The organism is Chitinophaga sp. S165, from assembly GCF_003182155.1.
GTDB lineage: Bacteria > Bacteroidota > Bacteroidia > Chitinophagales > Chitinophagaceae > Chitinophaga.
This window is the reverse complement of the sequence record NZ_QGTG01000004.1, coordinates 168971-195055: the sequence shown is the minus strand read 5'-3', so window position 1 is coordinate 195055 and position 26085 is coordinate 168971. Positions and strand designations below refer to the sequence as shown.

The following is a 26085-nucleotide window of genomic DNA, read 5'->3' as shown; positions in this document are numbered from 1 at the left end:
ATTGATAATTTCATATCAGATACGTAATTCATAATCACCAGACTACGTCAAGACTACTATTATAAGTAATATTTTCACCATTTGTAACATCTTAAAAAGAGTATATTTACAGCCACATTTTAACTGTACTCCGACCGAAAAACAATTTATGGAAACTAAAAGAAAAGTTGAAAGCCTTAGCTTCTTAAGAGGACTGGCTGTACTGCTTGTGTGCTTTTGTCATTTTGGAAATCCCTTTGCTGAAGGTAATGCCTTAAGCGGCATGTTCGATGCCTTTCATGAATATGGCAAATACGGCGTACAGATCTTCTTCGTAATATCTGGTTTTGTTATTCCCTTAAGTCTTGATAAAGCAGGTTACCAGATAAAATACTACGGGAAATTCCTGTTAAAACGGGCTATGCGTCTTCATCCGCCATATCTGATCGCACTGGCGCTTACACTAATCATACTGGCAGCGTCAAATGCAGTTAAGCATATACCATTCCCTGAAACATTCACCTCTATTATCCAGAGCTTGTTCTATCTGCATTATCCTGATAGCAATCCTGTATTCTGGACATTGAAGGTGGAAGCACAATACTACCTTTTCATCGGTCTGTACTTCGTTATACTGCAAAAGTATCCCAGACTGACACTGGCAATAAGCATTCCGCTGTTTATGCTCATCAGCCAAACGCCTGTTGTAAACTACCTCGACCTGTTCCAGCATCTGTTATATTTCATTATCGGCATCGCAGGTTATCTGATTTACATGAGACAAGGAAAGAGCTGGTTTGAAATGGGCTGTATTGCAGCAATAACCGTGTTCTGCTTCATCTTCTATGGTGCCGCGCCTACAATAGCAGCTGCGTTCACAATACTTGTTATTCTATTGTACACAGGCAAGGTACATAAGGCCTTCGATTTCCTCGGAGAGATCTCCTATTCTGTGTACCTGATACACTTCCCGATAGGTGTTAAACTGATCAATCTCACTTCAAGATATGTAAAGCCGGAATTTGCCATCATATTGTTCAGCATCACCCTGGTCACTTGTCTTGTTCTCGGAGTGATTTTCTGGAAATATATTGAACGGACGTTCAGCGAAAGATCAAACAAGATCTCTTACGGACAACGCAAGAAAGCTCCGGTACTGGCGACTTCCTGACAAATAATGCATTTGAAATAAAATAAGGGAGCCGGTATCTTACTTGATACCGGCTCCCTTATTTTTATACCTAATGACAGGTGATCATATAAGTAATGCTTAAGAAACTCGTTTATTTTGACGCATCTTCTTTCCTATTCCGTACACTGATAGCGTCAGGCATCCATGTATATAATTCTTAGGACGTTTATTCATTTTTAATGCTAATTTTGTGATACCCCATAACACTGTCCTATAGTATAATGGTAGTACAACTGATTTTGGTTCAGTTTGTCTAGGTTCGAATCCTGGTAGGACAACAAATAATTAGCAAGCCCTTGTAAGTGTTCACTTACAAGGGCTTTTTCGTTATGATAACCCGTTAACCTTTGTCTATTTCTGAATACACTTTCCTTTATAAAGATCAATCCTCTCTCAGCCGTTCGTCAGTATAAGTGATCTGTGTACGTCCATGTGGTGTTGGTGTACCATTCTCGTCCACACTTACGAATACCATCTTATCAACGGTCAGGATCGTTTTCTGTGTGATCTTATTCCTTACCTGGCAGGTCAGTGTTAAAGAGGTCCTCCCAAAATGGGTTGCCTTGATCCCCAACTCTACAATATCACCCTGCTTTGCAGAGTTAATAAAGTTGATCTCAGACATATATTTCGTCACACATCTGTTTGTACCCAACTGAATGATAGAATAAATAGCTGCCTCTTCATCGATCCAACGCAGCAGGCTACCGCCAAATAATGTCCCATGTGCATTCAGATCCTCTGGTTTCACCCATTTACGCGTATAAAAGTTCATTTGCTCAAATAATTTTGCCGTCCCGGATATGGCGCAAAATTAAAACACAATGCAGCAAATTGCTAATCAATTCTCAAACAATGATCTCCGCTCATGACTCCTGAAATTCTGGGCATCAACTAAGGCATTCATATGTCTTTCATCCTCAATATCAACTATGGGGTTTAAGCTACGTATAACTATACTTAATTGTCATTAAAATATCATCTAAAGGTCACTTCAATATCGATTTGATATACAAATGCCCTTTAAATATCCTTTTGGTGACCTTTTAGTAAGCTTATATGAAACCTATAAATAACCTATTCGGGCACTGTATAAGGATAAATAAATATTTACCACGGCTTCACCACCTGCTACAACGAAAAAGCCCTTGCAAGTATCTACTTACAAGGGCTTTTGCCATTTAGCTGTTGTCCTACCAGGATTCGAACCTAGACAAACTGAACCAAAATCAGTTGTACTACCATTATACTATAGGACATCGTTATTTGGGATGGCGAAATTAGTATTTTTTCTTATTCCACAAAAAAAACTTTTGAAACTTTTTCCTCACTCCACCACTTTGACGACTTTATCTACGATCGCAGCAGGCGGGATCCACTCCATACATGCATGATCCCCCCTGAAACAGGGTTTATTGCCAAATATCGAACAGGGCCGGCAGGAAAGGCTTTCCAGCTGTACAATATTCGATTCGCTCTGCCCGAATCCCATAAACCCCGCAAAAGGATGCGTCGCTCCCCAAACGGAAACTGCCGGTACACCAAACAGGGATGCCAGGTGCATATTGGCCGAATCCATACTGATCATCACATCCAGGTTACTGATAATGACCATCTCCTCAGGCAGGTAAAAACGCCCGGCAACTACCACAGCATCCGGGTATTTAATAGCCAGCGTAGTCAGTTGCGCTACTTCGGCAGCCCCACCTCCCATTAACAATACTTTGGTTTGCGGATACTTTACCAGCGTTGCCAGCACCTCCTCCATTTTTTCCAAAGGATAGGTTTTCTCCTTATAGGTAGCAAAGGGCGCCAGTCCAATCCATCTGTCCCCGTTTTTAGGCCCTGTAATGGCCATTATTTCACCTGTAAGCTCTTGACGGCCAAATGGTGCTCTTGTTTGATTAATGGTCAGGGATAGCCCTAAATTGCGAAATACGGTAGCATACCGCTCTATAGTGCTGGTCAGCGGCATCAATATCTTCTCCTCCGGTCTCGCCAGGGCCTTCTTTTCCTCCCTTCCCTTGTCAATAAAAACCACGGGACAGCCCGTCAACCGGAAAAAGGTCCGCACGATCTGAGAACGTAAAACATGATGCAGGTCGGCCACAGCATCAATCTTCCAGGACTTTCGGATAGCCTTGAAAAGCCGGTACAACCCTTTAAAGCCTTTATGCGCACCTTTCAGATCGGCCGGAAAGAATATCAGCCGGGGAATGCCTGCACATAAAGCCCCCCAGTTCTTATTAGAGACAAAAACAATCTGTATGTCAGGATTTTGCTCCAGGACCTGCTGCATCACCGGAATGGTCATGGCCACGTCGCCCATAGCAGAAAAGCGGATAGACAGTATCGTTCTCAATTGTTCTGACATATATTATTTTCCCTTGTAAAGAACAGGGTTTAAGGCAGGGTCATTATACATCTTCATCTGCTTGTACACTTTCATGTACTTTTTGCCAGCTGCAATGTCTTCCAGCAACCGCGTAATAGCACTACCCAGATCTCTCCGCTGCTCCAGCAGAATGTCCAGTTTGCGCTGGCAGGCCTCCCGGTGTTCAGGACTAGCGTCCGGACGGGTCGCTTCCTCACGCATATGATAGATCTTCAGTGCCAGTATAGACAGGCGGTCTATCGCCCAGGCAGGACTCTCGGTATTGATGATCGCATCAGCTGCTGGCTTCACATCTTTGTAGGTATCAAGAAAATAGCTGTCGATATACTCTACCACGTCTGTACGTTCCTGGTTAGAACGATCTATCCAACGCTTGATTTCCAATGCTTTTACAGGGTCGATCAACGGATCACGGATAATGTCCTCCAGGTGCCACTGCACCGTATCGATCCAGTTTTTCAGATAAAGCAGGTGCTCTATAGCCGTCTTTTCGTAAGGGTTCTGGATAGGCTGATGCACGCTGTTATGCACATGATAATCAGCAATGCTCTGATCAAATATTTGATTGTACAGTTCTGTAGACATGGGGCAAAAGTATATATTTTGGTGAAATAGTCCATAGACGCGTTCCCATACCGCGCCAGTTACCACCCAAATGCAGCAGTACAGACTCTTAACATTCAAGTAACATGTACTTCTTACATTTATTTTCCATTATAGCAACCACATATCAAACTATATGTCTGATAACCCATCCAGAATACTCTTTGGTCAATTATTTGAAGCCAACAGGGAAAAGGTGTACCGGTTAGCATTCAAGCTTACTTCCGATCGGCAACGGGCGGAGGAAATAACCCAGCAGTGCTTCATCAAGCTCTGGGAAAACATGCATAAAGTTGAGGAAGGACAGGATGTCTTCCCGCTATTGTTCGTATTTACCAAACACATTGTCATTGATGAAACCCGTAAACTGTACCGTGAAAGAAAAAAATTGTCCCAGATCTCTCAAAACCAGACCATCAGCAATGATAATGCTGAAGAAGACGCATTGCTGAGAAAAGAATTTAACCAGCATATGCACAAGGTTATTGAACAAATGCCCGAACAGCGGCGGAATGTCTATATCCTCAGTCGTGACAAAGGACAAAGTAATAAAGAAATAGCCAGCCAGCTTTCACTTTCACCTACTACAGTAAGAAATCATCTGACCCTTGCCCTGCAATCATTAAAGCGGGAGCTAATGGTACATTACGATATGGAAACTAAATAGCGCGACATTAAAACCCTTTTATGGACTTAAGGATTTTCCCACGTAAGATCGTATGCATCTCTGGCGTCATGGCACTGCTATTTGCATGTCGTAAGGATGACGCACCTCCACCCACCCCCACAGGTCCGGTTACCCAACAGGAAACAAACAACTGGATACTGGACAGCATGCGGTATTATTACCTGTGGAATGATGGCTTACCGGGACACGCTGACACACAGCTGACTGCCATGAATTTCTTTAATAGCCTGAGAAAAACGACCGACAGCTTTTCTCAAATGATCGATGCTAACAATGTTTCCGGCACTATTCAGAAAGATCTGCTGCACGTCTATGGTTTCAGTTATGCCGTCGTCTCTGTCGGCGGAACATCGCAGCCAATTGGACTGATCAAATTTGTTATCCCCGGCAGTGATTCAAATCTGGATGGATTAAACAGAGGGGACTACTTTACCCGTATCAACGGAAAATTGCTCACGGCCAATAACGCACTACAACTGGAAAGTGAATTGATGAAGGCAACAAATGGTACAATTACCAAAGCTGCCATTAATGGCTCTTCGGTTACAGAACTGAACGAAATATCCCTAAGAAACAAACTGTTGTTGGAAAATCCGCTGTATGTGAAAAAGATATGGAACGTAGGGAATAAGAAAGTGGGCTACATCTTTTATAATTACTTCGAAGATTATTTTGATGATGATCTGGTAACTGCATTTACCCACTTCAAAAACAATCAGGTCAATGAACTGATCATTGATCTGCGTTATAATCCAGGTGGTAGCCTGACAGCGGCTGCCGTCCTTTCAGCGCTTGCTGCTCCGGACATTACGGAAAAAAGTATCTTTATAAAATACAGTGGCAATAATAAAATGGGGAATCAATCCGCTTCATTTGAAAATTTGCTGTTAGTACCATCAAGTGGCAAATTTGTTTCCTTCGCTAATCTTACCCCGGGACGCCTGTCACTCAAACGTGTCTTTGTGATCACCACATCTCTCACAACATCATCGTCAGAAGCAGTGATCAATAACCTGAAACCTTACATGCAGGTTGTTACAATAGGAGAACGGACCTATGGTAAAGATAAAGCCTCGGTAATAATAACAGATATGAGAACGCCCCAGCGTATTTCCTGGATGCTCTATCCTATCACTTATTTATTATCCAATGCTGCAGGACAGGGTAACTATGCAGGAGGTATAGCTCCCGACTATCAGATAAACGAATTAAACTCACTCCCTTTGGAACCACTGGGAGATTCAACTGATCCGCTTATTGCCAAAGCTATTCAGCTAATTGATGGAGGAGGCAGAATAAGAAATGTAACTCCTGAAACCACTCCCCTCTCCCGATCTTACTATGATAGCCGTAAAAAAGCAAGTGATGGCAGTCTGATGATCATTCCTCATTAAAAACTGTATGGAGCAGGAGAAAAAATATTCCACTGCTCCATGCAGTTCAACTGCCAGGATAACTTCATGTGATTGTGCTTTCGGCTTACTTACCAGCCCTAATCTTCGCATATCTGTAGGTGAAATAAATGGGGTCAACAAAACAATTGTAATCAATCTTCGTTGATAACATATCAGCTATAATATGTAACATCTTTCAATGGCTATCTCAGTTTGATCTGTATATCCGGGGTTACCTGTCTTAATGTTATATTCTTGATGATCGTTTTACTTCCTGTACCCATCGGGAACACACCCGCGCGCAAGCTATCCTGCCTGGCAATCTGCTTATGCAGGATATAGGGATAAATAATTTTTACATGCTGCAACAGGCCGGAGCTATCATCCGGCAACTGGCCTCCATAAGCAAGACTTCCGTTTAACCCGCCAAAACCTGTGATGACAGATAAAGGCGCTTTCACTGGCGACTTACCCAGCAATACTATTGCCATTTTTACTGCGTGGTAAGTTATAACCGTATCATTACAGGTCATTATAATAGGCGCATATTGTGTACCCGGGGCAATGATCTTAGCTCCACGGGTGATGATCAATCCACCATCAATATTCTTCTGATCGTTCTTCAGTACTTTTAATACCGTACCTGGTTCGATGCTCAGCACAGCCTCATTGGCAATGTAAACCCAGCCATCTATGTACCAGGTACGGCTATTAGTCAATAAAGTGTTCTCCCCGATAAAACCTCTTAGCGTATCCATAGCTGGAATGGCTTGTATGGATCTAATAGGGCTAGAAGCGTCATCCTTTGAGCAGGCAGTGAACAGCAATAATAGTAAACCGGCGATACCGGCAATACCGGATCCCATCCTTAATCCTATATTCCTGACTAGCGTACTCATTGTATGCACCTGATTATATTAGTAAGAAATTAATCTGATAGAAGTTATATCAAAAAATTCCGGTGAGCCTGTAGCCGAAATATCATTGATATAATGTTTCTCTGTTCCGGTCGCACCAGTTTCAATAGGGAACAGCACACCTGAATAATTCACCGGATCAAATGGCACTGCCTGATTCGGCAACGCCTGTTGCGTATTAACATCCAATGGCTGAAAGAAGTAGTATACTATTGAAGGATCAGGATTGTCTTCTATCAGCATAAATTCAGAGAGTTCGCCCTTCTTTATCTTTGGATATGTTGCAAGCGTATCAACCCCTAACAATTCAAAAGTATTAGGATCGTAGTGAACTCCGTAAACCTGGAAGCCAATGGAGTCAGGCAATATATCGTTAGTGTAGAAGATTGCTTGTAACCTGTGATTTTCCGGGATGTCTTCTTCACTTTGCCCCACCAGTATAGGATCACTATCCGCATTCAACTGCAATAAAGTGAGAGAGGCTGTTTTTCCAGGTATAGCGATTGAAGTATCTATCAGGACAGCATCAGTAAAATGGTCCTTGATAATTATATGCTGCATGCTCTCAGCCTTCGCAACCAATTTTGAAGCGCTTCCACCGTTATATAAGCTATCTTCCACCACATCATCGTTAACTACCACTGCAAAAGCAGCTGCTGCATCTGTAGAAAAACTGGTAATTGATATGTTCACTACTTCTGTAGCCTTCATCAGTTCACCGTCTTTTTTACAGGAATAAAATAGCGTGATAACGCAGATCAATAAAGCTGTTGTAAAAAATGTTCTAAGCAAAAAAAATTCTTTATTCATGATCATTTAAAATTTTAAAACCCTATTAAATAAGCAGGTGATAAAATATCACCTGCTTATGCTGTTCAAGCATCTAATTTTTCATTGAGGAAAATAAAAATAACAGCCCTGATTACAGACCTACAGTCCAGGTAGTGATCCAGTTTTTGCTACCTACAGCAAATGCACCTCTGTAAGTAGTACCTGAGAAGAAGCTGCTCAAACCAGCGAAACTAGTACCTGCAGTTGCAGCTGCGCTAGTTGAAGATGGCCAGGGAGCAAAACCAGTGATCGGGTTAGTACCTACTGCATATGGACGAACGATACCGAGCTGTGTAGCTGGATTAATACCAGTATACAGGATATTGTTAGGAACAGCCAGCGTACCACCAGATACAGATGTAGAGTAACCGTGAATTAAGTTGTAATCGATGTTAGCAGAAGAAGCAGCAGAACCGCCTTCCAGAGCAACACCATTGTTGTAACCGAACAATACTGAGTTTCTGATAATGTAGCTGGTATTTCTTCTCAGACGTGCGCCGTTCAGTGTACCAGCCAAAGCAGCGGCTGATGTACCTGAAATCAGGGTCATGTTAGAGATCTTAGCCTGAGTCTGAGGCAGCAGACCATCACCTGCAGCGTTGTTATCTGATTCGATACCATTAGCATCTGCATAAGAAGCACCAACACCAGTGTCTCTGCGAACACCCAGGATGAACTGCAGCTGCCCGGTGTAACCGAAATCGAAATCGAAGATGTCATCGTTAGTGTTCAGGGAAACCAGGTAACGAGCATTTACAGTACCACCGAAGAATTCAAATGCATCATCCTGACCATAAGCAGCTTCTACGTGGTGCAGTTCAGTACCGCTACCAACACCACCCAGGGTGAGGCTGTTCAGTTCATTACCGTCGCTGATAGCAGCACCAGCATACAGGATACGAACGAATTTGAAAGTACCTGAAGATTCAGTGTTGTTAGCATCAGTTGCGCTACCATAATGAACGTCGATACCAGCTGGTAATGATGGCAGGTTGATACCTTCAATTACTGGTTCAGAAGTTGCAGTGTTCTGGTTAGTACGAGCACCACCCAGAATAACTACACCACCCCAGTCACCTACAGCTGGAGTAGCTTCAGCTGAAGTGAAAGTGATTGGATTTAAAGAATCACCCAATGCTGCGATAGTAGCACCACGTGTAATAACCAGTGCAGAAGCTTCAGCTGGAGTGCTTTTCTTCTTACCACGGATTGTTACACCTGGATTGATGGTGATTTTACCCTGTGCATCTACATAAGTTTTGCCATCCAGGAAGTAAGTTCCGTTAGTTGCGAGTACATACTCGTCTCCGGAATTAATTACGTTAGGCAGTGTAGAGCCAGAAGGCAGGTTAATAACAGCGGCGTTTACGGACTTAGGAGCTGTGTCTTGTGCTTCCTTTTTACATGCACCGAAAGCGAGCAATGATAAAGCTCCGGCTGCAAACATGATTTTTTTCATGGTTAATCCTTTAGGGTTTTAAGAATTGTTGTATGTTGATGCTTGAACATTAAAAATTGTATGTAATATTTAAACTCAGGTTCCTGCCTTTAAACCATTTATGGTAAACAAAATCCAGGTCCTTGTTGAAAGATGTTCCCTTCGGATCGTGGTTCGAATTCGGACTGCTGGCCTGCTCTTCCGCTGATTCAAAAACAAAACGTCCTCCTCCGATCTCTGTTGGCGCAGTAGCTTTTACGTTTTGATAAACGATATAATCCTGCTGTAACAAATCACTGATGTTAAATCTGATCTGCATCTTATTCTTCAGTAATGCCGCACTTAACTGAAGATCTATCACGTCACGTGCATTTTCGTACTGGTCCTGCCATGGATTAAAACCTGCATTCAATATTCTCTTTCCGAAACGGTTATAAACCATATTTACACCAAGTACATTACCGAAATAACCAAGTCCTCCGTTTATAACATATGGAGAAAGACCCTGTAACGGACGGTCACGCTTTCCTGCCGGAGCCTGACCTGGAGCAGCTCCTGCATCTGCAGCTGCTTTTAACAGCGCATCCGGGCTATACTCAACATTTGCCTTCATCCATGAACCATTTCCGCTGATAAATACCTTCTTTAACCATGCAGCAGAAGGAGAAACAAAACCAAGCGATTTTCTGAAGTCTACTTCGATACCCTTGTTGGTTGACCTTTCCAGGTTGAAATAAAATAAGTTTAACTGTCCACCGGCATTTGATGCCACCACTTCTACCGGACTGTCAAACCTTTTATAGAATCCGGACACAGAGATCACTTCCCCTGGACCAGGATAGTATTCATATCTGATATCCACATTGGTGATCTTGGCATCCTTTAAACTAACTGCACCACGATAAGAGTTTCTATCCCGGAAATCATAATAGATAAAGGGCGCCCTTTCCCTGAAGTCGGCTCTGGCAAGTGTCTTCGAATACGCCAGTCGCACATTCATCGCTTCAGTGAGGTTATAGATCAGGTTAAAAGATGGCAACCAATCGGTCTTGCGATACTTCACCAATGTATCCACCGGTATACCTGTCGTCTTATTGTAAGAGATGCCATGCACATCCATCGCATTATTTTCCATACGCACACCTCCAATGAATCGGAAGTCCTTCAGGAAATTGATGTCTGCCATGAAATAAGCAGCATGCAGTTTCTGATCACCTGAATAATCCTCTCCATCATCTCCTGCACTGATAGAGGCAAAACGGTAAGTCAGATATCCCGGTTTCAATAAACTCTGCAACTCATAATCAGGTAATCCCAATACTGCTTCATCAATTTCTTTCTTATTTCCCTTCGGGTCATATAACATTCTCAACGCTGATGACTTGAAGTCAGCCTTACGGAAGGCGCCCGCATAACCCACTTTGATCAGTTGATTAGCTTCCCCTACTTTAAACGGAACAGAAAAATTAGCTGTCACGTTCTTTCTCTTTTCTTCAAGAGCAGAGTTGAAAATTGCATTTCCCCTATTGATAAAACCAGATGCCTCAGTCAGGAGATATTGATAATATCCTTTAGGACCATAAGCCTGGTATCCCAGTGAGGCACGCGTATCCGGCTGATCCCTGTGTACAGTTATATAATCGGCAGACCAATCCATCTTCAGATGCTTATGCAACATATGCTCGCCTTCCAGCCTGCTCTGCCACAGGTCATTGATCACTACCTGGTCTGAATAGTATAATACATCGTCGCCTTCTTCTTTGGATGTTACTCTGAAGTTGAACTCCTTTCCGTAGTTGGCAGCAGATTCATGGCTGAATCTTCTGTTGTAAAGATTCTTCAATACTACTTTATGGCCCTTCGTTTGAAACCCGATGTTCGCAACAGCACCTATTGCAGTATTAAAATTGTATGTGTTAGCATTGTCATAGTAATAGAAAGAAGGCTGATAGCGCTGATCATCTACAATGCTTTCTTCATGTCTGTAAGTTCCCGCTACTGTAATACCCAACGAAGTGGCGTCTTTGAGTTTAATCCTTCTGCCAACTGTTAACTGGTAATTCTGTACCGGTGAATAACCATACTTATGCAATCCCCAGTTATTCGGAATGCGGGCATTCATGGAGCTGGTTTTTACATTATCTCCGGCAACAGCAGCTTGCCTGTAGTCATCACGCAACCAGTCTTTTTCCCACCAGGTACGTCTGCCGTCATCCGCACCGAAGTATTCTTTGTTACCTCTTTCTGTTGAATACAGCGACTTCCCTGTACTGTTAGTATTCAATCCGCTTCCTATAGTAATAGATGCAAAGTTCTGCGCGGGAATATCCTTCGTATTGATCTGTACCAATCCACCCGCAAACTCGGCTGACATATCAGGTGTAGCTGTTTTATTGATCACAACATTGTCTATAAGTCCGCTGGGTACTACGTCAAAAGAGAAATTTCTTCTGTTAGGTTCTGTGCTCGGCAGGTTAGCCCCATTGAGTATAACGTTGTTATAACGCTCACTCAAACCACGTACAGTAACAAACTTATCATCCTGTACCGTTAACCCGCTGATACGCTTCAAGACCTGCGCGGCATTGTTATCAGGAGTAGCCCTGATCTGTTCTGCACTTATACCGTCAGATACTGCAGCGTTATTCTTCTGTATTGCATACAATCCCTCCACAGAAGCCTTCTGATAGTTGGCAGTCACCACCACTTCTTTTAATGCGGAGGATGATGGCTGTAAAACAATATTCAAAGGCGTCAGTTTCTTTTCTGTTACAACTACATCTGTAATTCTCTTTGTATTGTATGATATAAAACTGAACTCCAGTGTATATTTTCCTGGCTCCAGCTCCAGATCATAACCTCCATCCACCTGCGTTACAGTTCCCTTGCCATTGTTCACCTTTACAGTCACACCAGGCAAAAACTCATTTTTATTATTAACTACTTTTCCTACGATGTGACCTGTCACTACCTGTGCCGGCTTTTCCTGCACACCTTTTGTAATTATTATTCTATTATCATTGAAAACTATATCGAGTGGCGCACGTTCATCCAACCACTGCAGTACTTCAGAGAGTTTATTCACCTGAGTACTCATTGGTTTTATGTGACATTTCTTTAAATATTCAGGATCATAAACAAATGTATAAGCTGTTTGTCGCTGCAGGGTATTCACGATATCAGCTGCTGACGTCATACCTGCTTTAATTTGTACCTTTTCGTTCAATTCAGTATAGAGCTGTGCTGCAAGTACTTCTGATTGTCCGCATATTAGTATGCTCAATTGCAGCAGCAATGCAATAGGCATAAATTTCCCCTTACAAAATCTGTACGTCGATTTTTGCATGTTTTTAAATCCAGTTTTTATTTAAGAATGCCGTCGTGGTAAACTATATAGGTTTCCTATTTTTTCCTGATGATGTAGTGGTTCTCGTTCGCCCGATAAGTATTTGTAAAATGGTGCACATAACCTAAAGCCTCGAGAATACCGCTGACAGATTGATTTGCACTAAAGATGCCGTTAACTTTTTTCCGTATGAACGTTGTGTCTTCTAATGTGATCTTGCAATTGTAACGGCTTTCAAGTAATGTAAACGCATCTGCCAGCATTGTATGATCGAATATAATTTTATAGCTTTTCCAGGCTAATACATTTTTACCATTAAATTTCCTCGGACCAACTGGTCGCTCTCCATCCTTGTATTCCAGCATTTGCCCCGGTTCCAGTACATAGTGGAATGAACCACCTTTTACAGTATCACTTACAGCTACCCTTCCCTCAAGAAGACTTACCTGTATTGAGCCATCAGCTTTACCCGTAGTTGTGATATTGAAAGATGTACCTAACGCCGTTGTTGTCAGTTTAGCGGTGTGTACCCTGAATGGAGACTCCGCTTGTTTACCTACTTCGAAATATGCTTCACCTTTTAACCAAAGATCTCTGTTGCTAATACTGTAGTTCTTATCATAGATGATAGATGAATAAGCATTCAGCCATATTTTGGAACCATCTGTCATATGTACAAGACGAACAGTGTTACTGTTGTTAAAAATTGTATCAGATAAGATGGACGCTGTCCGTATTGCTTTTTCACGAGGCTGTTGCCAAAGCCAGGCAAGTACGCTCAAAACAACCACTACTGCTGCTGCCACACTATAACCTGGATGAATAAAACGCCTTTTTATGGGAAGCTCAATATTCTGCTTATTGACAGGACCTGCTTCTACCGCTTCATTCACTTGCATGAAATAAGCATCCAATTCAGGTGTTTGTTCCTGATCAAGATAGGCCTCAACCATCGCTACCTCTTCATCCGTACAAAGACCTTTAAAATACTTCTCCAATAGCTGTGCGTTAATCTTCATCTTTTTGAAATACCGTGGGTCATTGTGCTTTTTGTGACCCAATACAATAAGAGTACGATTGTAAAAGAAGGATGTCCTAATCAAAAAATGGAGTTCATAATTCCTTAACATTGAGCCTGGAAAGAGAATCCGCTAGTGCAGAAGCTTATAAGTATTCCCGGTAGCCTGGCGGCTGCTTATATTGACAATACACGCCATAAGCGCATAAAAAAAGCGTACGGTAGATACCATACGCTTGTTGTTAAGATTGTCATGTGAATGTTCGAGAATGCAAATCGTGTAGGCTTTTAATGGTCATTATAGGGCTAAGAGATTCTTTCAAATCTTCTTAACTCCCACCCAATGAGAAATAATTGCCTTTATAAATATTTTATTGAATATTGTTTTTGATGTTGTTTGTTGGCATATAGTCTTCTAACGTTAACTTTCGTTTTTCAGTACGTACTACCTATCTTCAAACAATGTTGACAAATAACTATTCCTACATCATCAGTTAATGAATGTTTGAACACCTATTTCCTTCTCTCTCATGTATTCTTGCGGGCTTCCACCGTAGTGATATATGATAGGTTCCCTCCCCTTCTATTCATTGCTCCTTGGTAAAGCAATGCTCTATGTTGACAAAGGGTTTTCTATTCATACGTGTCGTTGCGTCAAGGGTTACACACAAATCAATCCTCTATTCCGGAAGTCTTCATGCAAATTACATCAATTCACTGAAAGTTCCACAGCAGTCGGATAAATTTTCAACCGTTTTACATACAACTTTTGTGTCAAGCCCGCTTTTTATTTGTCCATGTTAGCTTTTCCGTGGTTCTTACGCGCTTTTTTGTGTCTTCATGGCCAGGTAGTACAACGGGAATCCGATGACAATGATCAATAAGCCCAATAACGCATAGCTACTCTCAAAACGAAGTAATAATAATGCGAGTGCTGATGCTACAAAAATATAGATCATTGGTAATACCGGATAGCCAAATGCTTTATAGGGACGTGGAATATCCGGACGCTTGCTGCGTAACACAAATATACCAGCAATTGTGATAACATAAAATATTAATACGCCAAAAATTACCATTGCCAGCAGGTCATTGTACTTACCAGTCAGACATAACAACGAAGCCCACACGCACTGTATCCACAAACCGTTGGCTGGCACTTTGTTATCGTTCAACTCCGCTGCTTTTCTAAAGAACAGACCGTCTTCGGCCATCGTGTAATAAATACGGGCACCGGAAAGGATCAGACCATTATTACATCCAAAAGTCGATACCATGATCATTACTGCGATCACCAGAGAACCACTCCCACCGAAGATCTGCTCGGCAGCAACAACGGCTACACGGTCTTTCGCAGCGAAGGCAATTTCATGCATAGGCAATACAGCCAGGTACATCAGGTTCGCACTTACATACACGATCGTCACTAACAGTGTTCCCAGGAATAACGCACGTCCTATGTTCTTCTGTGGATTTTTAATCTCCGCTGCAATGAAAGTAATATTGTTCCAGGCATCACTGCTGAACAATGACCCCTTCATAGAAATAGCAATAGCTCCCAGCAATGCAAGTCCGGATAACAGTGTTGTAGTAACCTGGCCGTCCACTTGCGTGAGGTTCACAGCCTCCCAGGCATTCGCCCAGTTAGCATTCCACACTTCCTGTTTGGCGCCCAGCAGGAAACCAAATATGATCAGCCCAAACAACGAAAGCAGTTTCGCCAGGGTAAATACTGTCTGAATGATCTTACCGCTCTTAATACCCCGTGTATTGATCCACGTAAGCAGTATAATAGAAATGATAGCTACTATCTGAGCGGAAGATACCTTTACAAACCCGGCATCCAGCAATATGTTCTCTTCGCTGAAGGCAGGAATAAGATAGGAGGAAAACTTTGCAAAGGCCACGGCTACCGCCGCAATAGTACCTGTCTGGATCACACTGAACTGTGTCCAGCCAAACAGAAAGGCTACCAGTGGATTATACGCTTCACGCAGATATACATACTGACCACCGGCTTTAGGGTACATACCTGACAACTCTCCATAACTCACTGCCGCAATGATTGTGACAATGCCCCCCAATACCCACATTAATGTCAGCCAGCCCGCAGATCCCACATTACGGGCGATCTCTGCGGAGACCAGGAATACACCGGAGCCGATCATAGACCCGGCAACGATCATGGTTGCGTCCAGTAGACTTAAACTGGGGCGAAAAGTTGTGTTGTGGTTCTCCATTATGTTCTTGTTCTGTCTATATGATTAAATAAAAAAATCCCGTCTCAGTGTTTACGAGACGGGATTCAAGTTATAATTATTTTTCAAACGATGCTGCTATAGCAACTATTATTTTTTCTCAGTACTAGTGGCATTGGCCTCATTCAGACCTTTAATCACTTCAGTTGTAATATCGTACTTCTCATCCTTGTACAAAACATTACTAGCTCCAGTACGGTAGGAAAGAATATAGGCATAACGTTTATCACTGTTATACTTCGTCAGGAAATCGTTCAGCCTTTTCTGCAGCTCCTCATTGAATTTATTTTCCTGCTCAGCATACTGGGAACGCATGTTCTGCGCCTTACCCTCCAGCTGCTGCTGTTTGTTATACAAAGCACGTTGCGTTGCTTCACCTTCTGACTGTGTCATGGTGTTAGCCCTGCGTTGAAAATCAGCAGCTTCGTTCTGTAATGCGCGTACATTAGCCTGCAGTTCATTGTCAATAGCCTGCTGTTTCTTCTCTAATTCAGCCTTCTTCTCTTTGAAATAATCGTAATGAGCTTCAACGGTATCGATATCCACATATGCAATGATAAAGCCGCTATTAGGTGCAGCACCGCCGTCCTTGGCAGCTGCTGCCGGACCACCGTTCCCTTGTTTATTAGTCTGCTGGCAAGCAATAAATGTTCCGGCTGTTAATACTGCTAATAATCCGCTTTTCACAATTTGTTTATTAGTGCGCATGTTGTAAGGTGGATTTTTTAATATCCTGAAATACTTTTTAAAATTTTGAACGGCTAAAATAAGGTTTTTAGATGATTATACTTAGTCCCCGGCTATCTTAACAACACTTTCACATATAAATTTTTTACGCCACTTACCAAGTCACTTTTTAATGCTCAAATGTGGTAAGCTTGAAAGAGTCCTTCTTCAAAGCATCTCCATAACCTATAATCGTATATTGCTTCTGGGCCTCGATCACATAGTTGTGACTGTTGCTGCCGATTACGCTCCAATCCGGTTTTAAAGCGGAATCAGCCCTTATAAGATCTAAATAACGTGTCCCTGCTGGCACCTCTGCAAACTCTGACACCGCCAGGTAGCCCTGTCTCCGGAAGTAACGTAAACTATCTACGTAAACGTCCATGGTTAGCCTTGATGTTGTATTTACCCAGGTATCACTCAGATTAATGAACCTTACCTTGCCAAAATTAGGCTGGGATGGCCCCATCTTATCCTCTACCAACAGCAGCTGCGGTATCCTGTTGATATTCTGAGACAGGAATACAGAATAATAATGTCCGTTCCGTAAACTGACCTCTCCTCCTCCTACGGGCGTTGTACGGTTACCTGCAGGGTAGATCACCAGCGAATAACGCTTTGCCTGAAATGAATGATAACCTGTATTCTGACCGTATCCCAGATCAGTTCCAATAGTAGTGGTATCTATCAGCACATCATACTGTTTGTCCGGTATCGCGAAAAACACATTGATGTTGGAGCTTGTATCAGGTATAGAGCTGTCACTGTCTTTACTACAGGCAATGACTCCTGTTATTATTACTAACAATATTAAATAAAGCCGTTGCTTCATAACAATCGTCCGATGGTTTAATTAGCGGAAAGTTACACGTAAAAAAAATGTCCCGGCACTACGCACGGGACATTTTTTTTATACATGAGAGTATCTCTACTATTCTTCTTCGTCAAACTGGAACACTTCTTTGGAAGATGCCAGGATGTCGTATTCTTCTTTGGAACCTACGATCATGTTTTCGAACTCACGCAGACCAGTACCTGCTGGTATCAGGTGACCGGTGATCACATTCTCTTTCAGGCCGAGCATGTCATCTGTTTTACCGTTGATGGCTGCAGAAGACAGTACTTTGGTTGTTTCCTGGAAGGATGCGGCAGAGATCCAGCTGTGAGTACCAAGGGAAGCCTTGGTGATACCCTGTAACAGCGGGCTGGAGGTAGCCGGTTTTGCATCACGGTATTCCACCAGTTTTTTATCTGCACGGCGCAGCAGGGAGTTTTCTTCCCTTACCTGACGCAGGGTAACGATCTGACCAGCTTTCAGCAAAGTAGATTCGCCTGCTTCGGTAACTACCTTCTTATCGAAGATGTTGTCGTTTTCCTCAAAGAATTCAAATTTATCGGTAGTGTCACCTTCCAGGAAGCGGGTATCGCCCGGATCCTCGATGTTCACCTTACGCATCATCTGACGTACGATCACCTCAATGTGCTTGTCGTTGATCTTCACACCCTGTAAACGGTATACTTCCTGTATCTCATTTACCAGGTATTCCTGAACAGCAAACGGTCCTTTAATGGACAGGATGTCAGCAGGCGTGATAGAACCATCGGACAGCGCTGTACCTGCTTTCACGAAGTCACCGTCCTGTACCAGGATGTGACGGGTCAATGGAACCAGGTATTTCTTGATATGACTTTCACGGCTTTCAATGATGATCTCACGGTTACCACGTTTGATGTTACCGAAAGCTACCACACCGTCAATTTCAGATACGATGGCAGGATTGCTTGGGTTACGTGCTTCAAACAGTTCAGTTACACGTGGCAGACCACCCGTGATGTCGCGCAGTTTACCGAGTATACGAGGGATCTTAACAATTACCTGACCAGCTCTTACAGCTTCACCCTCTTCAATTACGATATGGGAGCCTACCGGCAGGTTATAAGATTTAACCTCTTTGTTACCATCTACATAGATAGACGGGATCTTGTTCTTGTCTTTGGTCTCAATTACCACTTTCTCACGGTGACCAGTCTGTTCGTCAGCCTCTTCACGGAAGGTGATACCTTCGATGATGCTATCGAAACGGATGTTACCCGCGATTTCAGATACGATAACAGCGTTGTATGGGTCCCATGTACAGATCATGTCACCTTTTGCAACTTTCTGTCCGTCTTTTACCAGCAAGGTAGAACCGTAAGGAATGTTGTTTGTGATCAGTAACCTGTCGTTCTTCACGTCCATGATACGTAATTCACCGGTACGGCCAATTACCACCTGAACTTTCTCTCCTTCGTTGTTTTCGTATGTTGTAGTACGCAGACCATCGAATTGTACGGTACCATCGAATTTAGCCTGTAAGCCGGTATCCACGGAAGTAGAACCAGCCACACCACCCACGTGGAAGGTACGCAGGGTCAACTGTGTACCAGGCTCACCGATGGACTGTGCTGCGATAATACCTACAGCATCACCACGCTGCGTCACATAACCGGTAGCGAGGTTTTTACCGTAACATTTCACGCACACACCTCTGCGGCTTTCGCAGGTCAGTACGGAACGGATCTCTACTGTATCGATAGAGCTGTCTTCGATACGGTGAGCGATATCTTCGTTGATCAGGCTTCCTGCTTCAACGATCAGCTCCTCGGTATGAGGATCGAATACATCATGCAGGGAAGTACGGCCAAGTATACGGTCGTACAGCGGTTCAACCACCTCTTCGTTATCTTTCAGTGCGGAAGTCGCAATACCACGCAGGGTACCACAATCTTCTTCATTGATCACCACATCCTGTGCTACGTCCACCAGACGACGGGTCAGGTAACCCGCATCCGCCGTTTTCAGTGCCGTATCCGCAAGACCCTTACGGGCACCGTGCGTAGAGATGAAGTATTCCAATACGTTCAGACCATCTTTAAAGTTGGACAGGATCGGGTTCTCGATGATCTCAGAACCGGTAGATCCACTCTTACGCGGTTTTGCCATCAATCCCCTCAAACCAGCCAGCTGTTTGATCTGCTGTTTGGAACCACGCGCACCGGAGTCAAGCATCATGTACACAGAGTTGAAGCCCTGCTTGTCATTCGCCAGCTCACGGATCAGCGTTTCGGTTACTTTGGTGTCCACACGTGACCAGATGTCAATGATCTGGTTATAACGTTCGTTATTCGTGATCAGACCCATGTTATAGTTATCCCATACTTCGTCTACTTCACTTGCAGCACCATCGATCATGTGCTGTTTCACTTCAGGAATGATCAGGTCATTGATGTTGAAGGACAATCCACCACGGAATGCCGTACGGAAACCAAGTTGCTTGATATCATCCAGGAACTTCGCAGTTTTAGGGATATCAGTATACTTGATGATGTCACCGATGATCTCACGCAGGGACTTTTTAGTCAGCAATGCGTTCACATAACCAGCTTCTTTTGGAACGTGCTGGTTAAAGATCACACGACCTACGGTTGTTTCGATCAGTTTAGTTTCCAGTTCATCCTTCTCATTACGAACAGTCGCTCTTACACGAATGTTCGCATGGAGGTTAACCCTCTGTTCATTGTAAGCAATGATCACCTCTTCTGCAGAATAGAAAGCCTTACCTTCTCCTTCTACTTTTTCAGTAGGAGTAGATTTCTTGCCTTTGGTGATGTAGTACAGACCCAAGACCATGTCCTGTGAAGGCAGGGTGATAGGCGTACCGTTCTGAGGGTTGAGGATGTTGTGTGAAGACAGCATCAGTAACTGTGCTTCCAGTATCGCAGCATTGCTGAGCGGTACGTGCACGGCCATCTGGTCACCGTCAAAGTCGGCGTTGAACGCAGAACACACCAGCGGGTGAAGCTGGATCGCTTTACCTTCCACCAGTTTAGGCTGGAACGCCTGTATAGACAAACGGTGCAGGGTCGGAGCACGGTTTAACATTACAGGATGTCCTTTCAGTACATTCTCCAGGATATCCCAAACCACTGCTTCTTTTCTGTCAACCAGCTTTTTCGCTGATTTTACCGTTTTAACGATACCTCTTTCTATCAGTTTACGGATAATGAACGGTTTGAACAGCTCAGCCGCCATATCCTTAGGCAAACCACACTCGTGCAGTTTCAGTTCAGGACCTACCACGATAACGGAACGACCAGAATAGTCAACACGTTTACCCAGCAAGTTCTGACGGAAACGACCTTGTTTACCTTTCAGTACATCTGACAGGGATTTCAGTGCACGTCCACCTTCAGCTTTCACCGCATTTGATTTACGGGAGTTGTCGAAGAGGGAGTCAACTGCTTCCTGCAGCATACGTTTTTCGTTACGTAAGATCACCTCTGGCGCCTTGATCTCGATCAGACGTTTCAGACGGTTATTACGGATAATTACCCTGCGGTACAGGTCGTTCAGGTCGGAAGACGCAAAACGTCCACCATCCAGCGGCACTAACGGACGCAGTTCTGGTGGTACTACAGGGATATATTGCATTACCATCCACTCAGGACGGTTCTCAACGCGACCATTTGCTTCACGGAAAGCTTCCACCACGCTCAGACGTTTCAGCGCTTCCGCCTTACGTTGCTGGCTGGTTTCAGTTGCAGCCTGGTTACGCAGCTGGTAAGAAAGGCTATCCAGATCAATTCTGGCCAGCATCATTTCTACCGCTTCAGCACCCATCTTGGCGATGAACTTATTCGGATCCTCGTCAGGCAACAGCTGGTTGTCTTTCGGCAGAGTATCCAGTATGTCAAGATATTCTTCTTCTGTCAGCAGATCGCCGTAGTTCAGGCCTTTCTCCTGTTTAGCGCCCGCCTGAATGATCACGTACCTTTCGTAGTAAACGATGGTTTCGAGTTTTTTAGAACTCATACCCAGCAGGTAACCGATCTTATTTGGTAATGATTTAAAGTACCAGATGTGTACAACAGGCACAACCAGGCGGATGTGACCCATTCTTTCACGACGTACTTTCTTCTCAGTCACTTCCACACCGCAACGGTCACACACAATACCCTTATAACGGATACGTTTGTATTTTCCGCAATAGCACTCATAGTCCTTTACGGGGCCGAAGATCCTTTCACAGAATAAACCATCACGCTCCGGCTTATAAGTACGGTAGTTGATGGTTTCCGGCTTCAGCACTTCCCCATATGAGCGCTCCAGGATTGAATCCGGAGAAGCCAGACTAATGGTAATGCTGCTAAAGTTTGATTTAGGACGATTTTCTTTCTTGATGGCCATTGTATGTTGTTTAAAGAAAATTCACATGTTATTCAGTCCGCGGGTCATAGACAACGTCCATGGAGACCGTGTCTGATTATCTAAAGCCTAAGGCCCATAGTCCAAAGCGGCTGCTAAGGACTATGGACCATCAACTTATGGACTAATATTAATCAAATTTCAAATCCAGACCCAGACCGCGGAGCTCATGTATCAATACATTGAATGACTCCGGTACGCCTGCTTTTGGAATGTTATCGCCTTTAACGATAGACTCATATGCTTTGGCACGGCCTACAATGTCATCCGACTTAATGGTTAACAGCTCCTGCAGGATGTTGGATGCACCGTATGCTTCCAGGGCCCACACCTCCATCTCACCAAAACGCTGACCACCGAACTGCGCCTTACCACCCAACGGTTGCTGTGTGATGAGACTGTACGGTCCGATAGAACGGGCGTGCATCTTGTCGTCAACCATGTGGCTCAGTTTGAGCATGTAGATAACACCCACGGTAGCTTTCTGGTGGAAACGCTCACCGGTTTCGCCATCATACAGATAAGTATGGCCGAAGCTTGGTAAACCGGCTTCGTTGATATAGTTGGCTATTTCTTCTGTAGTAGCACCGTCGAAGATCGGTGTTGCAAACCTTACTCCCAGTTTCAGACCAGCCCAACCCAGTACTGTTTCGTAGATCTGTCCAAGGTTCATACGGGAAGGTACGCCCAATGGGTTCAGTACGATATCTACCGGTGTACCGTCTTCCAGGAACGGCATGTCTTCATCACGCACGATCTTCGCAACAATACCCTTGTTACCGTGACGGCCCGCCATCTTATCACCTACTTTCAGCTTACGTTTGCTGGCCAGGTATACCTTCGCCAGTTTCAGTACGCCGGCTGGCAACTCATCACCAATTGAGATGTTGAACTTCTCACGTTTGTAACGTCCCAGTTCTTCATTGTACTTGATGTTATAGTTGTGCAGCAGGGTGTTGATCTGATCGTTGGTCACCTCGTCGGTGGTCCAGCCGAGCGGATTCACGTTCTGGAAGTCGATGTTAGCCAGGTTCTTCGCAGAGAACTTAGAGCCTTTGGAGATCAATACTTCACCATAAGTGTTAGTGATACCCTGAGAGGTTTTATCCTTCAGCAGTGTCAGCAACTTACCCATCAGCACTTCCAGCAGATCTTCTTCGTTCTTCTGATGTACTTTTTCCAGTTTCTCCAGGGCCGCTTTTTCACGGGTCTTGGAGTTCTTATCTTTCTTAGCGCGGCTGAACAGTTTCTTGTCGATCACCACACCTTCTGTGCTTGGAGGCGCCTTCAGGGAAGCGTCTTTCGCATCAGAAGCCTTGTCACCGAAGATCGCACGCAGCAGTTTTTCTTCCGGAGAAGGATCAGATTCACCACGTGGGGTGATCTTACCGATCAGAATATCTCCTTCTTTAATGTGCGCACCAACACGGATGATACCGTTCTGGTCCAGATCTTTGGTAGCTTCTTCACTTACGTTCGGAATATCCGGGGTCAGTTCTTCTTCACCCAGTTTCGTATCACGTACTTCCAGTTCGTATTCATCGATGTGGATAGAAGTGAAGAGGTCTTCACGTCCTACACGCTCAGAGATTACGATCGCATCCTCAAAGTTGTAACCCTTCCATGGCATGAACGCCACTTTCATGTTACGGCCCAGCGCCAGTTCACCACCACGAGTAGCATAGCCTTCTGTCAGGAAGTCTCCTTCTACCAGCTGCTGTCCTTTCTTAACGGCAGGACGCAGGTTGATACAAGTGCTCTGGTTGGTTTTAACGAACTTGGTCAGCTGATATATTTTCAGGTCATCTTCAAATGACACGAGTTTCTGCATTTCATCACGCTCGTAACGAACATGAATTTCATTTGCATCCACGAATTCAACCACACCTTTACCTTCAGCGGTGATCTGCAAGCGGGAGTCACGAGCTGCTTTACCTTCCAGACCGGTACCTACGATAGGCACCTGTGGGTTGATCAGCGGTACTGCCTGACGTTGCATGTTTGATCCCATCAAAGCACGGTTGGCGTCATCATGTTCAAGGAACGGAATCAGGGAAGCACTCAGCCCCACGATCTGGTTCGGAGCAACGTCCATGTATTCAACTTCGCCTCTGTCAAGGATCGGGAAGTCACCGGTTTCACGGGATTTCACCTTATCGTTGATGAAGTTACCACCTTCGTCCAACGGTGCGTTCGCCTGTGCGATCTTCACGGAATCTTCTTCTTCAGCACTCAGGAACTGCACTTTATCCATGTCAACTTTACCATCATGCACCTTACGGTAAGGTGTTTCGATAAAGCCCATGTCATTTACTTTCGCGTGTACGCAAAGAGTAGAGATCAGACCGATGTTCGGACCTTCCGGTGTTTCGATAGTACACAGACGGCCGTAGTGGCTATAGTGTACGTCACGCACCTCGAAACCTGCTCTTTCACGGCTAAGACCACCGGGTCCGAGTGCGGAGATACGACGTTTGTGCGTGATCTCTGACAGCGGGTTAGTCTGATCCAGGAACTGGCTCAGCTGGCTGGTACCGAAGAAGGAATTGATTACGGAAGACAGTGTCCTTGCATTGATCAGGTCCACCGGAGTGAACACCTCATTATCACGAACGTTCATTCTTTCACGGATGGTACGGGCCATACGGGCCAGACCAACACCAAACTGCGCATATAACTGTTCGCCCACGGTACGTACCCTACGGTTGGACAGGTGATCGATGTCATCGATCTCCGCCTTACTGTTGGTCAGCTGTACCAGGTATTTGATGATCGCGATGATATCTTCTTTGGTCAGCACTTTCATGTTCAGTGGTGTAGGCAGACCCAGTTTCCTGTTGATCTTATAACGGCCTACATCTCCGAGGTCATAACGCTTGTCAGAGAAGAATAATTTATCGATGATACCCCTTGCTGTTTCATCATCCGGCGCATCGGCACCACGCAACTGGCGGTAGATGTGCTGAACGGCTTCCAGCTCGGAGTTAGATGTATCTTTATTTAAAGTATTGTATATGATGGAGAAGTCGCCGCTCACCTCTTCTTTCTGCACAAATACGCTTTTTACGCCCATATCCACGATCGTCTCGATATTCGCTTCGTCCAGGATACTGTCACGTTCCAGCATGATCTCATTACGCTCGATGCTCACTACCTCACCGGTATCTTCATCTACGAAATCTTCAACCCAGCTTCTGAGTACGCGTGCACCCAGTTTCTTACCGGCATATTTTTCCAGGCTCTTCTTGTCTGCTTTTACTTCGTCAGCCATGCCAAAGAGCTGCAGAATGTCCTTATCTGTTTCGTAGCCGATCGCACGCAGAAGGGTAGTTACAGGGAACTTCTTCTTACGGTCGATGTAAGCGTACATCACATTGTTAATGTCAGTTGCAAACTCCATCCACGCCCCTTTAAACGGAATCACCCTTGCAGAGTAGATCTTGGTACCGTTTGGATGTATGGACTGTCCGAAGAATACACCAGGAGAACGGTGGAGCTGAGATACTACCACGCGCTCTGCGCCGTTTATCACGAATGTACCTCTAGGGGTCATGTAGGGTATATTCCCGAGGAATACGTCCTGCACAATCGTCTGGAAGTCAACGTGCTCCTCATCATTACAGCTTAAGCGTAATTTTGCTTTCAGCGGTACTGAATAGGTAAGCCCACGTTCAATACATTCCTCTATAGTATATCGCGGAGGGTCTACAAAGTAGTCCAGAAACTCCAGATTAAAGATGTTACGGGTATCTGTAATCGGGAAGTTCTCCTTAAATACTTTAAAAAGGCCTTCATTGTTACGTTTGTCTGGTGTGGTTTCTAACTGGAAGAAATCCTTGAAAGATTGGATTTGGATAGCCAACAGATCCGGTGTCTCAGTAACTTGTTTGATCTTTCCAAAATTTACTCTTTCGTTTGTTTGGGCTTTTTTTAGAGACATATTCGAAGTTAGCAGTTATATTAACTTATATAATATTGTGAAGCAAATCACAACATGAATCGGGGAAATTAAGACATCTTTGCCAAATACCCTCAAAAATTCTTGTCTTCTCTGT

The 26085-nt window shown here is 44.1% G+C and carries 16 protein-coding genes and 2 tRNA genes; 4 read left to right on the top strand and 14 right to left on the bottom strand.

The features are described from left to right. The first annotated feature begins 148 nt into the window (after window positions 1-148). Together C7475_RS18175 and C7475_RS18170 are read left to right on the top strand one after the other, a co-directional pair. Window positions 149-1150 carry an acyltransferase gene (locus C7475_RS18175; protein ID WP_110054810.1) on the top strand — a complete coding sequence of 334 codons (1002 nt, stop codon included), beginning with the start codon at window positions 149-151 and terminating at the stop codon, window positions 1148-1150. Between the two features lie 228 nt (window positions 1151-1378). Next, a tRNA-Gln gene (locus C7475_RS18170) sits at window positions 1379-1449 on the top strand. A gap of 104 nt (window positions 1450-1553) precedes the next feature. On the opposite strand, the gene C7475_RS18165 is transcribed toward C7475_RS18170, so the two are convergent. From C7475_RS18165 to C7475_RS18150, 4 genes are all read right to left on the bottom strand, one after another. Continuing rightward, window positions 1554-1946 (bottom strand): acyl-CoA thioesterase, encoded by a 393-nt coding sequence (locus C7475_RS18165; protein WP_110054809.1) that lies wholly within the window; start codon window positions 1944-1946, stop codon window positions 1554-1556. Window positions 1947-2359: 413 nt separating this feature from the next. Further along, window positions 2360-2430, bottom strand: a tRNA-Gln gene (locus tag C7475_RS18160). A gap of 68 nt (window positions 2431-2498) precedes the next feature. Next, window positions 2499-3545 carry a glycosyltransferase family 9 protein gene (locus C7475_RS18155; RefSeq protein ID WP_110054808.1) on the bottom strand — a complete coding sequence of 349 codons (1047 nt, stop codon included), beginning with the start codon at window positions 3543-3545 and terminating at the stop codon, window positions 2499-2501. A gap of 3 nt (window positions 3546-3548) precedes the next feature. After that, the gene (locus C7475_RS18150; protein ID WP_110054807.1) at window positions 3549-4151 is read right to left on the bottom strand and encodes a DUF4254 domain-containing protein; all 603 of its coding nucleotides are present in this window, start codon (window positions 4149-4151) and stop codon (window positions 3549-3551) included. A 154-nt stretch (window positions 4152-4305) separates the two neighbouring features. Between C7475_RS18150 and C7475_RS18145 the strand changes: the two genes are divergently transcribed. Together C7475_RS18145 and C7475_RS18140 are read left to right on the top strand one after the other, a co-directional pair. Then, window positions 4306-4836 (top strand): RNA polymerase sigma-70 factor, encoded by a 531-nt coding sequence (locus tag C7475_RS18145; protein ID WP_110054806.1) that lies wholly within the window; start codon window positions 4306-4308, stop codon window positions 4834-4836. Window positions 4837-4856: 20 nt separating this feature from the next. Further along, window positions 4857-6251 carry a S41 family peptidase gene (locus C7475_RS18140; protein WP_110054805.1) on the top strand — a complete coding sequence of 465 codons (1395 nt, stop codon included), beginning with the start codon at window positions 4857-4859 and terminating at the stop codon, window positions 6249-6251. Between the two features lie 203 nt (window positions 6252-6454). On the opposite strand, the gene C7475_RS18135 is transcribed toward C7475_RS18140, so the two are convergent. From C7475_RS18135 to rpoB, 10 genes are all read right to left on the bottom strand, one after another. Further along, window positions 6455-7150 carry a hypothetical protein gene (locus C7475_RS18135; RefSeq protein ID WP_146217584.1) on the bottom strand — a complete coding sequence of 232 codons (696 nt, stop codon included), beginning with the start codon at window positions 7148-7150 and terminating at the stop codon, window positions 6455-6457. Window positions 7151-7168: 18 nt separating this feature from the next. Continuing rightward, entirely contained in the window at window positions 7169-7978 is an 810-nt protein-coding gene (locus C7475_RS18130; protein ID WP_146217583.1) for a hypothetical protein, read from the bottom strand. Between the two features lie 112 nt (window positions 7979-8090). Then, window positions 8091-9458 (bottom strand): hypothetical protein, encoded by a 1368-nt coding sequence (locus C7475_RS18125; protein ID WP_110054802.1) that lies wholly within the window; start codon window positions 9456-9458, stop codon window positions 8091-8093. A 49-nt stretch (window positions 9459-9507) separates the two neighbouring features. Then, on the bottom strand, window positions 9508-12744 hold the full coding sequence (locus C7475_RS18120; RefSeq protein ID WP_158286536.1) for a TonB-dependent receptor: 3237 nt from the start codon (window positions 12742-12744) through the stop codon (window positions 9508-9510). 95 nt (window positions 12745-12839) lie between these two features. After that, the gene (locus tag C7475_RS18115; RefSeq protein ID WP_158286535.1) at window positions 12840-13802 is read right to left on the bottom strand and encodes a FecR family protein; all 963 of its coding nucleotides are present in this window, start codon (window positions 13800-13802) and stop codon (window positions 12840-12842) included. 817 nt (window positions 13803-14619) lie between these two features. Continuing rightward, window positions 14620-16041 carry an APC family permease gene (locus C7475_RS18110; protein WP_110054799.1) on the bottom strand — a complete coding sequence of 474 codons (1422 nt, stop codon included), beginning with the start codon at window positions 16039-16041 and terminating at the stop codon, window positions 14620-14622. Window positions 16042-16149: 108 nt separating this feature from the next. Then, the gene (locus C7475_RS18105) at window positions 16150-16767 is read right to left on the bottom strand and encodes an OmpH family outer membrane protein (protein ID WP_110054798.1); all 618 of its coding nucleotides are present in this window, start codon (window positions 16765-16767) and stop codon (window positions 16150-16152) included. Window positions 16768-16915: 148 nt separating this feature from the next. Further along, the gene (locus tag C7475_RS18100) at window positions 16916-17617 is read right to left on the bottom strand and encodes a DUF4397 domain-containing protein (RefSeq protein ID WP_110054797.1); all 702 of its coding nucleotides are present in this window, start codon (window positions 17615-17617) and stop codon (window positions 16916-16918) included. Window positions 17618-17716: 99 nt separating this feature from the next. Beyond that, a complete protein-coding gene (gene rpoC, locus C7475_RS18095) occupies window positions 17717-22012 on the bottom strand; it encodes a DNA-directed RNA polymerase subunit beta' (protein ID WP_110054796.1) in 4296 nt (1431 codons plus the stop codon). Between the two features lie 148 nt (window positions 22013-22160). Beyond that, window positions 22161-25970, bottom strand: a complete 3810-nt coding sequence (rpoB, locus tag C7475_RS18090) for a DNA-directed RNA polymerase subunit beta (protein ID WP_110054795.1) — start codon at window positions 25968-25970, stop codon at window positions 22161-22163. Window positions 25971-26085 lie beyond the last annotated feature (115 nt).